We start from the raw sequence: 12,703 nt of genomic DNA on the forward strand, positions 1-12,703 counted from the left end.
TAAGCTAGCCTTGACACATGCGGGCGTCAACGCGCGCTGTCATGGCATCAGCCAGGATCGGACAGGTTGCCGAGACCATGACGATGGAGTTTCGAATAGAGGCTCTGGCGCGACAGGCCGAGGATTTCCGCCGCCGACGCACGATTGTCCGACGTGTAGGTCAGCGCTGCCTCGATGCACAGCCGTTCGATCAGGTCGGTCGATTCGCGGACGATTTCCTTCAACGAGACCCGGCCGACAAGCTCGGTCAATTGTTCGACCGACCGCGGCAGCTGCCGATCGTCGCTGGCCGCCGCAACGCGGCGCATGGTGGACCGGATGCTAAAGCCGTGGCGGGTATCGCCGCCCTCCACCGACGTGACGGCCGAGATTTCGACGTCCTCTTCGCTGCCGTCGCGCGCTCGCACGATCGTCGCGAAGTTGCGGACCAGGCCATGGTCGCGCAACTGCGATTCGAGCAGGCCGAGGTCGATTCCCGGCCGCCCGAGGAAACGCGACAGCGGTTGGCCGGTGATGTCGTCGCGTCGCGTGACATGCACCATGTCGAGAAAGGCGCCGTTGCCGACAATGATGTCGAGCGTGTCGTTGGTCAGCACAAAGGCGTCGGGCATCCGCTCCAGCACTTCGACCAGCGGACGTTCCGGACTGGTGCCGGTGTCGACCAGGGGCCGCAAGCGGAGGAGCAGGAAGCTGCCGCGGTCCTGCCGGAACAGCGTCGCCGACATCAGGCAGGCGTCGCCGCTGGTCAGGTGGAGACGCACCGGATGGCGCTGCTCGGCAGCGGCGATCGCGCCGAGCTGTGCCGAAATCGCTTCCCGGTCGCCGGGGTCGACCAGGCTGGTGAAGGGCTGGCCATCGATGGCGACGGCGCCGAAGCCGGTCAGCCGCCGCGCGGCGGGGTTGATGTCGGCAATGCGCCGCGACGTCGCATCGATGACGATGATGGCGTCCTGGGTGGTGTCGAACAGCAATCGATACCGCGCCTCGAGCTGGCGCAACTGAAGCGAGTCCCGCTCCATCGCCTGCTGCGCCTTGAGCAGCCGTTGCTGCTGCGCGGCGGCAGCGCGCATGTCGCGGCCCACCGCCAGGACGCGGCCATCGCCGGCGGGGATGGCGAGATAGCGCATCGGCAGGTCGCCGGCGGGGGACGGGTGGTTGACCTGGCGCCAGCGGCCCGGATCCCCCTTGCCCGCAAGCAGATCGTCGATCTTGCCGCGATTTTCGGGAAGCACGGTATCGACCCAGCGTCGGCCGAGCCAGTCGCGCACGCCATGATCGGCAAGGTCGGGGGCGCCAAGGGTGACATCTTCGACGATGCCGTGCGAATCGATGAGCAGGGCGAGGTCGCATGCCGCCACCATGCCGCGGATTGCGGCATCGGCCGGCAGCTTGCCGAAAGAGGACTGCACCTTAGGCAGCGGCCGATGATCGGCATTGGCGGTGCGAACGTCCATGCTGGCGCGAATGCCATCTCCCGTCGGACCCCGGCCTGATGCCGATGGCCCCTGTCGTCAGGTTGTATGTTGTGTCATGCCCGTAACCAAACGGCGGTTCAACAACTCGCTTGCAAGACCGACGGCCAGCGCGCCATCGGCGGCCGTGCCATCGGCACCGATTTCGGCAGCAAGCGCCGGCTGTTCGGTAAAGACGCGGCCACCGACCAGGACGATGATTGCCGGGTTGCGCGAGACCTTGCGCAGCGATGCGATGGTCGTCTGAAGCGGCATGACATGGCGTTCGACGCTGACCGTCAGCCCGACGACGTCAAAGGCGCGGCCGGCAACCAGAGCGAGCAATTCGGTTTCGTCGAGCGCCGGCGCGCTCCAGGTCTGCCAGCCTTCGCGCCGGAAGAATTCCTCGACAATAAGCGCGCCCAGGCCGTGCTGTTCGCCTGGCGCGGGCGAAAACAGCGCCCGGCGCTCGGCCCCTGCCACCGGCGAGACGCCGGGGATGAGCGCCGAAAGGGCGTGAACGATTTCCTGGCATCGCCAAAGGCCCATGGTCACATCGACAAAGTCGCAGGCGTCCTCGTCCCACCAGCTGCCGAGCCGCCGTGCAGCGGGCGCCAGCAGGTGGAGGTAGATGGTTTCCACCGATACGCCGCCGGCCATCAGCGATTCGACCCGGGCCAGCAGCGGCGTGACCTCTTCGGTCAGCGTCGCAGCGGCGAACTGGTCGGCGTAGCCGGCGGGAATTTCGGCAGCAGGGTGGGCCGCAGCCGACGGCGTGGCGCCCAGGGTGCGATGCGCCAGCAACAGGCGGGGAATGATGTCGCCTTCGATGACGCGCGCAAGCGCATCGGGACTGGCCGTCTCGCGTGATCGCGATGCTGCACGTCGTGCGCGGTCCCAGCTTTTGCCGGCCGCGATCCTGGCTTCGGTTACAATCTCCAGCATCGAAGCCATGGCGCGCCGCACCCCACCTTTGTTCCGTGCGATCCCCTGACCCGCCAGATCCGCAGTTGCAAACCTGTGTCTGTGCCAAACCGCCGCACTTTGCCCGCTAAGGCTAAACAACCGCGCGCGAGGCCGCAAGGGGGAGTCTGTCAAACGCCGTTGACGTAAAGTCAGGTTGACACTTCTTGCCCCGATGGTAGGTTTCAGCCTGTGGGGAGAGACTGGTGACAGGCGCGACAACGAGCTCCAACGGTCCGAAGGCAAGGCGACCGCTTTACACGGCGGAAGAGCGCGTGCGGCGCGACAACAGCCGATGGACGCTGGTCCAGGGCCTGCTGGCGCCGGTGCAGTTCCTGATTTTCGCTGTCAGCCTCTACCTTGTCCTGAATTACCTGCGCACCGGCGAATATCATGACGCGGCCGTCTGGTCGGTGGTGATCAAGACCTTTGCGCTTTACACAATCATGGTGACCGGCGCGATCTGGGAGAAAGTCGTATTCGGCAAATATCTGTTCGCCGAGAGCTTTTTCTGGGAAGACGTGTTTTCGATGCTCGTCATTGCGCTGCACACGGCCTATCTGGTCGCGTTGTTCACCAATTCGCTGAACAGCCAACAGCTCATGTGGCTCGCACTGGCGGCCTATTTCACCTACGTCATCAACGCCGGGCAGTTCATCTGGAAGCTGCGGATGGCGCGACTCGAAGCGCCGGCGAAAGCCGATGGCGGAACGCCGGGAGCGGTGACCGCATGAGCGTGCTCGCACCCGTTCGCCCCGCCGAATTGCCGGTGCTGCGCGAACGCGGCCAGCGCGAGGTGTTCTGCGGGCTTACCGGGATCATCTGGCTGCATCGCAAGGTCCAGGATGCCTTTTTCCTTGTCGTCGGCAGCCGGACATGCGCCCATCTGCTGCAATCCGCCGCGGGCGTCATGGTGTTCGCGGAGCCGCGCTTCGGCACCGCGATCATCGAGGAGCGCGACCTTGCAGGCCTCGCCGATGCCAATGAGGAACTCGACAAGGTTGTCCGCCAGCTGCTGACGCGGCGGCCCGAGATCAAGTTGCTGTTTCTCGTCGGAAGCTGCCCGAGCGAAGTCATCAAGCTCGACCTCGGCCGTGCCGCAGAGCGGCTCAACGGCAGCTACGACGGTGTCCGCATCCTCAACTATTCGGGCAGCGGCATCGAAACGACGTTCACCCAGGGCGAAGACGCCTGCCTGGCGGCACTGGTGCCGGAAATGCGCGCCGAAGCCGCCGACCAGCTGCTGATCGTCGGGGCCTTGCCCGATGTCGTCGAGGACCAGTTCCGCCGCCTGTTTGCCGAGCTGGGGATTGCCCGCGTCGAGTCGCTGCCGCCGCGCCGGGCCAAGGACTTGCCGGGCGTCGGGCCGGGCACGCGCTTCCTGCTGGCGCAGCCGTTCCTCGGCGATACGGCGCGCGCGCTCGAAACGCGCGGCGCACGGCATCTGCCGGCGATGTTCCCCTTCGGCGCCGAGGGCACCACGGCCTGGTTGCACGCCGCGGCACGCGAATTCGGCATCGACGAGATGCACTTTCGCAGCGTCGTCGCGCCGGGTCGCGAGCGTGCCAAGCGCGCGCTTGCCCATCATGCCGAGCGCCTCAATGCCAAGTCGATCTTCTTCATGCCGGATTCGCAGCTGGAAGTGCCGCTGGCGCGCTTCCTGTCGGCAGAATTGGGGATGACGCTGGTCGAGGTCGGGACGCCCTATCTCCACCGTGGCCATCTCGCCGACGATCTTGCGGCGTTGCCGGCCGGCACGCAGATTTCCGAAGGCCAGGACGTCGACAAGCAGCTCGACCGGGTGCGCGCGGCACGGCCCGATCTCACTGTCTGCGGCCTCGGCCTTGCCAACCCGCTGGAGCGCGAGGGATTGTCGACGAAATGGGCGATCGAGCTGGTGTTTTCGCCGGTTCATGGTTTCGAACAGGCCGGTGACCTTGCCGAATTGTTTGCGCGGCCGCTGGTCCGCCGTGACCGATTGACCGTCTGATGCAGCTGACCGTCTGGACCTATGAAGGCCCGCCCCATGTCGGGGCCATGCGCGTCGCGACGGGCATGAAGGGGCTGCATTATGTCTTGCATGCGCCGCAGGGCGATACCTATGCCGACCTGCTGTTCACCATGATCGAGCGGCGCGGCGAGCGGCCGCCGGTGACCTATACGACCTTTCAGGCGCGCGACCTGGGCACCGACACGGCCGAGCTGTTCCAGAAATCGGCCCGCGACGCCTATGAACGCTTCCAGCCGCAGGCGATGATCGTCGGCGCCTCGTGCACGGCGGAGCTGATCCAGGACGATCCTGCCGGCCTTGCGCTGACGATGGGCCTGCCGTGCCCGATCATCGCGCTCGACCTGCCGAGCTACAGCCACAAGGAAAATTGGGGCGCGGCGGAGACCTTCTATCAGATCGTCCGGCAACTCGCCGACAAGGCGCGTGTGGCACCGCCGCGCGAAGGCCGTCGTCCGCGCGCCAATATCCTCGGGCCGACGGCGCTCGGCTTCCGCCACCGCGACGATGTGCAGGAGATCACCCGGCTGCTCGGGGACCTTGGAATCGACGTACATGTGACAGCGCCGCTCGGCTCGACGCCGCTGGCGATCGCAGGGTTGGGCGAGGCCGATTTCAACGTCGTGCTTTATCCCGAAATCGCCCATGAAGCGGCGCGCTGGCTCGAGAAGACCTTTGGCCAGAAGCATAACAAGACCGTGCCGATCGGCGTCGGCGCCACCCGCGAATTCATCGCGGAAGTCTGTGCGCTGGCGGGCATTGCGGCGCCGGCCGATGCGGATGCCGGCCGGATGCCCTGGTGGTCGCGCTCGGTCGATTCGACCTATCTGACCGGCAAGCGCGTCTTCATCTTCGGCGACGCGACCCATGCCATCGCCGCGGCGCGGATCGCACGCGACGAGCTGGGCTTCGAAGTTGTCGGGCTCGGCTGCTACAACCGCGAATTTGCGCGCGACATCCGTGCGGCGGCCAAGCTCTATGGCGTCGAACCGTTGATCACCGACGATTATCTGGCGGTGGAAGAAGCCATTGCGGCCGCCAGCTGCGAGCTGGTGCTCGGCACCCAGATGGAGCGGCACATCGCCAAGCGGCTGCGGCTGCCGTGCGCGGTGATCTCGGCGCCGGTCCACGTCCAGGATTTCCCGGCGCGCCACAGCCCGCAGATGGGTTTTGAAGGCGCCAATGTCATTTTCGACACCTGGGTCCATCCGCTGGTGATGGGGCTTGAGGAGCATCTGCTGACGATGTTCCGCGACGATTTCGAATTTTCGGACGCCGCTGGTCCCAGCCATCTCGGGCATGGCGCAGCGACCCCGGCCCATGCCGAAGCGCCGGCGATGGCCGATGCTGCCGAAGCGCCGACCCCGGCGGCTGTTGCGGCGCATGTCGAGGCCGGCGGCTGGTCCGCCGAAGCCACGCGCGAACTGATGAAAATCCCCTTCTTTGTCCGCGGCAAGGCCAAGCGGAACACGGAACGCTACGCCAGCGAAAAGGGCGTCGCCGCGATCTCGGTCGAGACGCTTTACGAGGCCAAAGCCCATTATGCGCGCTGATACGCCCCCATCGCACGGCTCGTCGGACCCTTCGGCACGGGTCGTCATCATCACGCTCGACAACCATCTGTCCGGCGCCATCGAACGCGCCCGGGCGCGGTTCGAGCGCGAACAGCCGGGTGTGTCGATCGGCTTTCACGCCGCCGCCGACTGGGACAACCAGGCCAAGCTCGACGCGGCGCGCGCCGATATCGCCCGCGGCGACATCATCGTCACCTCGATGATCTTCCTCGAAGACCAGATCCGCGCCATCAAGCCGGCGCTGGAAGCGCGGCGCGAAGCTTGCGACGCGATGGTCAACCTGATGTCGGCATCCGAGATCGTCAAGCTGACGCGGATGGGCGACTACCGCATGGACGCGCCGCCGAAGGGTCCGCTCGGCTGGCTGAAAAAGCTGCGCGGTTCGTCGAAGGAAGGTGCCCCGAACAGTGGTGCCGCGCAGATGGCGGTGCTGCGTCGCCTGCCCAAATTGCTCAAGTTCGTGCCGGGCACGGCGCAGGACGTGCGCGCCTATTTCCTGACCCTGCAATATTGGCTCGCCGGGTCGGACGACAATGCCTTTGCCATGGTCCGGGCGCTGGTCGATCGCTACGCCGATGGCCCGCGGCGGTCGCTGCGCGGAACCCACAAGGCGGACGCGCCGCGCGATTACCCCGATATCGGCGTCTATCATCCCGATCTGCCCGAGCGGATCGGCACGCACATCGCGGAGTTGCCGCTGCGGGCCGACGCCAAGGGCACGATCGGCCTCATCCTGCTGCGCTCCTATGTGCTCGGCAAGGACGCCAACCATTATGACGGCGTCATCCGCGCCATGGAAGCCAAGGGCCTCAACGTCATTCCGGCCTTCGCCGGCGGGCTCGATGCGCGTCCGGCGATCGAGGAATTGTTCATGGCCGATGGTGTCGCCACCGTCGACGCCGTCATCAACCTGACCGGGTTCAGCCTCGTCGGCGGCCCGGCCTATAACGATGCCAAGGCAGCCGAGGAAATCCTGGCGCGGCTCGATCGGCCTTATGTCGCGGCGCACCCGGTGGAATTCCAGACCCTGCAGGGCTGGGGCGCCAACAAGCAGGGGCTGCTGCCGCTCGAATCGACGATCATGATCGCCATCCCGGAACTTGATGGCGGGACCACGCCGATGGTGTTCGGCGGCCGTTCGGACGGTTCCGACGCGCCGTGCACAGGGTGCGCGCGGCGCTGCACCTGGCCGGTCGGCGGGCAGGTGCGGGCGATGCAAAGCTGCCCGGAGCGGGCCGAAGCGATGGCGGCGCGGATGCTCAAGCTGGCGGCGCTGCGGCGTTCGGCCGAGGCGGAGCGTCGCATCGGGGTCGTCCTGTTCAACTTCCCGCCCAATGGCGGTGCCGCCGGCACGGCGCAGTTCCTCGCAGTCTTCGAATCGCTCCACGAGACGCTGAAGCGGCTGCACCGCGAAGGCTATGCCGTCGATGTGCCGGAAACCGCCGACGAAGTCCGTCGCCGCATCCTCAACGGCAATGCCATGGCCTATGGCATGGAAGCCAATGTCCACGCCAAGGTCAGCGCCGAGACGATCGTCGCGCGCGAGCCGTTCCTTGCCGAGATCGAGGCGGAATGGGGCCCGGCGCCGGGCAAGTTTCAGACCGATGGCCAGAATGTCTTCATCCTGGGGGCGCAGTTCGGCAATGTCTTCATCGGCATCCAGCCGGCGCTGGGCTATGAAGGCGACCCGATGCGGCTGCTGTTCGATGGTCGCTTCGCACCCACCCACGCCTTCATGGCGTTCTACCGCTGGCTGCGCGACGACTTCGGTGCCCATGCCGTGCTGCATTTCGGCACCCATGGCAGCCTGGAGTTCATGCCCGGCAAGCAGACCGGGCTCAGCGCCGACTGCTGGCCCGAGCGGCTGATCGGCGACCTGCCCAACATCTATCTCTATGCCGCCAACAATCCGTCGGAAGGTGTCCTCGCCAAGCGGCGGTCGGCAGCGACGCTGGTCAGCTATCTGACGCCGGCGTTGACCAATTCGGGCGTCTACAAGGGTCTTGCCGACCTCAAGGCGACCGTCGAGCGCTGGCGCAGCGCCGATCCGGCGAGCGACGAGATCAGTGCCCTGCACGATGTCATTGTCGAGCAGGCAGCAGCACTCGATCTCGATGGCAGCGATGTGCCGGCTCTGGCCGCCAGGCTCTACGAAATCGAGCGCGAGCTCATCCCGCAAGGGCTGCATGTTGCCGGCCAGGCCGCGACGCCCGAGGAGCGGGTCGACATGCTCGCGGCCGTGGCGATGACGCGCGACGCGGTCGTGCCGCGCGCCGCGATCGAAGCCATTGTCGCCGGCACCGCGCGGTTCGATTCGCCGATCATGAAGGAACTGTCGGCGCTCAATGACGCGCTGGCGACCAATCACGAGATGGACGGCCTCGTCCAGGCGCTGAAGGGTGCCTATGTTCGGCCGGTGTCGGGCGGCGACATCTTGCGCACGCCGGAAATCCTGCCGACCGGCCGCAACATCCACGGCTTCGACCCCTTCCGCCTGCCTTCGGCTTTTGCCGTGCGCGACGGCTTTGCCCAGGCGCAGCGTCTTATCGACCGCAGCATCGAAGATTCGGGCCATATTCCCGAAACCGTGGCGATGGTCTTGTGGGGTACGGACAATCTGAAGTCGGAAGGCGCGCAGCTGGCACAGGCGCTGGCGTTGATCGGCGCGCGGCCGCGTTTCGACAGCTACAACCGTCTGTCGGGGGCCGAACTTATCCCGCTCGAACAGCTTGGCCGGCCCCGGATCGACGTCGTGGTGACGCTGTCGGGCGTGTTCCGCGACCTTTTGCCGTTGCAGACGCGGATGCTCGCCGAAGCTGCACTTCTGGCGGCGCAGGCTGACGAGCCGACAACGCACAATTTCGTCCGCAAGCACAGCCTCGCGCACGCCGCCGAACATGGCTGCGATCTCGAGACGGCGGCGCTCAGGGTCTATTCGAACGCCGAGGGGGCTTATGGCGCCAACGTCAACCTGCTGATCGATTCGAGCGGCTGGACCGACCCCGACGAGCTCGCCGACTGCTATGAAAAGCAGAAGGGCTATGCCTATGGCGTCAAGGGTGCACCGGTGCGCCAGGCGGGGCTGCTGGCGTCGGCGTTGAAGACCGTCGATTGCGCCTATCAGAACCTCGAAAGCGTCGAACTCGGCATCACCGCGATCGACCAATATGTCGATACGCTCGGCGGGATCAGCCGCGCCATCACCCGTGCCAAGGGCGGCACGACGGCGCCGGTCTATATCGGCGACCAGTCGCAAGGGGCCGGGAAGGTGCGATCGCTGCAGGAGCAGGTGGCGCTGGAGACACGCACGCGCATTCTCAACCCTGTCTGGCAGGAAGGCCTGTTGCGCCACGGCTATGAAGGCGTGCGCCAGATCGAGGCGAGCGTGACGACGACGATGGGCTGGTCGGCGACGACCGGCGAAGTCGATCCCTGGGTGTACCAGCGTATCACCGAGGCCTATGTGCTCGATGAGGCGATGCGCAACCGGATCGCCGAAATGAACCCGCGCGCTGCTGCCAAGGTCGCCAACCGGCTGATCGAAGCATCGGAACGCAATTACTGGACGCCGGATGCCGCCACGCTGGCTGCGCTGCGCGCGGCGTCCGACGCGGCCGAGGATATCCTGGAAGGGGTATCCGGCGGCGTGCAACAGGCGGCTTGAGGAAAAGTCTATGGGTTTGCTCGATCTCGAACGACCGGCGACGCCGCCCGATGGCGAAGGCAGCCTGCAGGTCAAGCTCGACCCGAACATGAAGATCGGCAACGCCAAGGTGTTCGCTGTCTATGGCAAGGGCGGCATCGGCAAGTCGACGACGTCGTCGAACCTGTCGGCGGCCTTCTCCTTGCTTGGAAAGCGCGTGCTGCAGATCGGTTGCGACCCCAAGCACGACAGCACGTTCACGCTGACCAAGAAGCTGATGCCGACGGTCATCGACGTGCTGGAAACGGTCGAGTTCCACCATGAGGAGCTGCGGCCCGAGGACTATATGTTCGAAGGCTATAATGGCGTCATGTGCGTCGAAGCGGGCGGACCGCCGGCGGGCACGGGCTGCGGCGGTTATGTCGTCGGGCAGACGGTCAAGCTGCTCAAGCAGCATCACCTGCTCGAGGAAACCGACGTGGTCATCTTCGACGTGCTCGGCGATGTCGTCTGCGGTGGCTTTGCAGCCCCGTTGCAGCACGCCGACCGTGCATTGGTGGTGGCAGCGAACGACTTCGACAGCATTTTCGCGATGAATCGCATTGTCGCCGCGATCAAGGCGAAGTCGAAGAACTACGAGGTTCGCATGGCGGGCGTCATCGCCAACCGCTCGGCGCAGACCGACGAGATCGATCGTTTCTGCGCCGCGACGGGCTTGGAGACACTGGCGCATTTCCCCGATCTGGACGCCATCCGCCGGTCGCGCCTGAAGAAGTGCACGATCTTCGAAATGGACTCGACACCGGAGATCGAAGCCGTGTGCAACGAATACAAACGGCTGGCGGCGACGCTCTGGGCCGGCACGCGTCCGCTCGAAGCCAATCCGATGAAGGACCGCGACATCTTCGAGTTCCTCGGGTTTGAATGATCGGCAGCACCGCCTCGATGACTGACATGCATCCTCCGGGCTGGCAGGCGACGCGCGCCCGGCTGACCGACTATTTCGACCGCACCGCCTATGACGCCTGGGCGGCGATGACCAGCGACGCGCCGGTTTCGAAAATTCGCGCCACGGTCCGCGCCGGGCGCACCGAGATGCGCAACACCTTGTTGTCGTGGTTGCCGGCGGACCTGTCGGGGCGCCGGCTGCTCGATGCCGGCTGCGGTACCGGGATGCTGGCGATCGAGGCGGCGCGGCGCGGCGCCACCGTGGTCGGTGTCGACGTCTCTCCGCAGCTTGTCGCGACGGGCATGGAACGGTTGCCGGAGGATGTCCGCGACCGGATCACGCTGGTGGCCGGCGACATGCTCGATCCGGCGCTGGGCGATTTCGACCATATCGTTTCAATGGACGTGCTGATCCATTACGAAGCCGACGAGATTGCCGCCGCAACCGCCAAGCTGGCGGGTCGGGCACGGCACAGCCTGATCTTCACCTTCGCGCCCGGCACACCGCTGCTGCGCACGGCGCGCGCGGTGGGGCGGCTGTTCCCCAAAAGCGATCGCTCGCCGACGATCATCCCGGTCGGCCATGGCCATTTGAAGGCCAATCTGGCGCGCGCCGTTCCGCATGCGCGGCTGGGGCGCGATACGCGCGTCAGCCGCGGCTTCTACACCTCTCACGCGCAGGAAGTGCTGACTGCATGAGCCGCACGACGGGCCTGGTAAAGAAGATCGGCACGCGTTTCCTGCCGTTCGCCGACGCCGCGACCAAGGAACTGCCGCTGTCGCAGCTGCTGCGCCTGTCGCTGTTCCAGGTGTCGGTCGGACTCGCCATGGTCCTGCTCAACGCGACGCTCAACCGGGTGATGATCGTCGAGTTGAAGATTTCGGCGACACTGGTGTCGGTGCTGGTGGCGCTGCCGTTGCTGTTCGCGCCGATGCGCGCGCTGATCGGGCACAAGTCCGACACGCACCGTTCGATCCTCGGCTGGAAGCGCGTGCCCTATATCTGGGCCGGCACGATGATGCAGTTCGCCGGGCTGGCGATCATGCCGTTCGCGCTGCTGGTGATGACCGGCGGCGGCCAGTCGGGCCCGCTGGCCGGCGAGATCTTCGGCGCGCTTGCGTTTCTGATGGTCGGTGCCGGCGTCGCCGTGACGCAGACTGCCGGCCTGGCGCTGGCAAATGACTTGGCGCCGGCGGATGCGCGGCCGCGCGTCGTATCCTTGCTCTACACGATGTTGCTGGTCGGCATGTTGATCTCGTCGGTCGTGCTCGGCCGGATCCTGACCGACTTTACCGAGACGCAGCTGGTCGGCGTGATCCAGGGCACGGCGGTCGTCACGCTGGTCCTCAACGTCATCGCCCTTTGGAAGCAGGAAGTCCGCCAGGTCGGCGGAACGACGACGACGGCCGAAGAGGACAAGGCCTTTGCCGTGCGCTGGAGCGACTTCACCGCCGCACCGCGCACCCGCCGTCTGTTGACCGCCGTCGCGCTCGGCGCAGCGGGATTCGGCATGCAGGACATTCTGCTTGAACCCTATGGTGGACAGGTGCTGGGACTTTCGGTGGGACGCACCACCGGGCTGACGGCGCTATCGTCGATGGGAACGCTGATCGGGCTGTCGATGGCAGCGCAGGCGCTGGCACAGGGCCGTGACGCGGCGCGGCTGGCGGCGTGCGGGGCGCTTGTCGGCATCGTCGCCTTTGCGCTGGTGGTGTTTTCGGCGCCGACGCATTCGGTGGCGCTGTTGTCGCTGGGCACAACGGGAATCGGTCTTGGCAATGGCTTGTTTGCGGTGTGCACGCTGACGGCCGCGATGGCATTGGGCGAGGAAGGCGGCTCGGGCCTGGCGCTCGGCGTCTGGGGCGCGGTGCAGGCTTCGGCGGCCGGCCTCGGCATCCTGTTGTCGGGTATCATCCGGGACGGCGTCGGCGCGATGGCAATGGCCGGCAAACTCGGGCCTGGCCTCGTCGACCCGGCAACCGGCTATTCGATTGTCTGGCATATCGAAATTTTCCTGCTTTTCGGCAGTCTTATCGCCCTAGGCCCGCTGGCGCGGCGAGCTGTGGACGCACAATCCCGCGCCCGTTTCGGCCTGACCGAATTCCCAACCTGAAG

9 protein-coding genes are annotated in these 12,703 nt (G+C 66.1%); 7 read left to right on the plus strand and 2 right to left on the minus strand.

Features of this window, described 5'->3' with window-relative positions; genetic code table 11:
- Positions 1-47: 47 nt before the first annotated feature.
- Positions 48-1,454, minus strand: a complete 1,407-nt coding sequence (gene ppsR, locus GGQ62_RS12335; RefSeq protein WP_152578599.1) for a transcriptional regulator PpsR — start codon at positions 1,452-1,454, stop codon at positions 48-50.
- A gap of 57 nt (positions 1,455-1,511) precedes the next feature.
- Positions 1,512-2,405 (minus strand): cobalamin B12-binding domain-containing protein, encoded by an 894-nt coding sequence (locus GGQ62_RS12340; protein WP_152578600.1) that lies wholly within the window; start codon positions 2,403-2,405, stop codon positions 1,512-1,514.
- Between the two features lie 215 nt (positions 2,406-2,620).
- On the opposite strand from GGQ62_RS12340, the gene bchF reads away from it, so the two are divergent.
- From bchF to GGQ62_RS12375, 7 genes are read left to right on the plus strand one after another with little or no spacing between them, the layout of a single operon-like run.
- A complete protein-coding gene (gene bchF, locus GGQ62_RS12345) occupies positions 2,621-3,148 on the plus strand; it encodes a 2-vinyl bacteriochlorophyllide hydratase (RefSeq protein ID WP_152578601.1) in 528 nt (175 codons plus the stop codon).
- Positions 3,145-4,404: a ferredoxin:protochlorophyllide reductase (ATP-dependent) subunit N gene (locus GGQ62_RS12350; protein WP_152578602.1), complete on the plus strand. Its 1,260-nt coding sequence runs from the start codon at positions 3,145-3,147 to the stop codon at positions 4,402-4,404. The genes bchF and GGQ62_RS12350 overlap by 4 nt, the downstream gene beginning before the upstream one ends.
- Positions 4,404-5,975 (plus strand): ferredoxin:protochlorophyllide reductase (ATP-dependent) subunit B, encoded by a 1,572-nt coding sequence (gene bchB / locus GGQ62_RS12355; protein WP_152578603.1) that lies wholly within the window; start codon positions 4,404-4,406, stop codon positions 5,973-5,975. The genes GGQ62_RS12350 and bchB overlap by 1 nt, the downstream gene beginning before the upstream one ends.
- Positions 5,965-9,660, plus strand: coding sequence for a magnesium chelatase subunit H (locus tag GGQ62_RS12360; RefSeq protein WP_152578604.1), 3,696 nt, complete (start codon positions 5,965-5,967; stop codon positions 9,658-9,660). The genes bchB and GGQ62_RS12360 overlap by 11 nt, the downstream gene beginning before the upstream one ends.
- Before the next feature lie 10 nt (positions 9,661-9,670).
- Complete coding sequence (bchL, locus tag GGQ62_RS12365) at positions 9,671-10,567, plus strand: ferredoxin:protochlorophyllide reductase (ATP-dependent) iron-sulfur ATP-binding protein (RefSeq protein ID WP_152578605.1); 897 nt, start codon at positions 9,671-9,673, stop codon at positions 10,565-10,567.
- Between the two features lie 17 nt (positions 10,568-10,584).
- Positions 10,585-11,286 (plus strand): magnesium protoporphyrin IX methyltransferase, encoded by a 702-nt coding sequence (bchM, locus tag GGQ62_RS12370; RefSeq protein WP_243446253.1) that lies wholly within the window; start codon positions 10,585-10,587, stop codon positions 11,284-11,286.
- Complete coding sequence (locus GGQ62_RS12375) at positions 11,283-12,701, plus strand: BCD family MFS transporter (protein WP_152578606.1); 1,419 nt, start codon at positions 11,283-11,285, stop codon at positions 12,699-12,701. The genes bchM and GGQ62_RS12375 overlap by 4 nt, the downstream gene beginning before the upstream one ends.
- Positions 12,702-12,703 lie beyond the last annotated feature (2 nt).

The organism is Polymorphobacter fuscus (assembly GCF_011927825.1).
Lineage (GTDB): Bacteria > Pseudomonadota > Alphaproteobacteria > Sphingomonadales > Sphingomonadaceae > Sandarakinorhabdus > Sandarakinorhabdus fusca.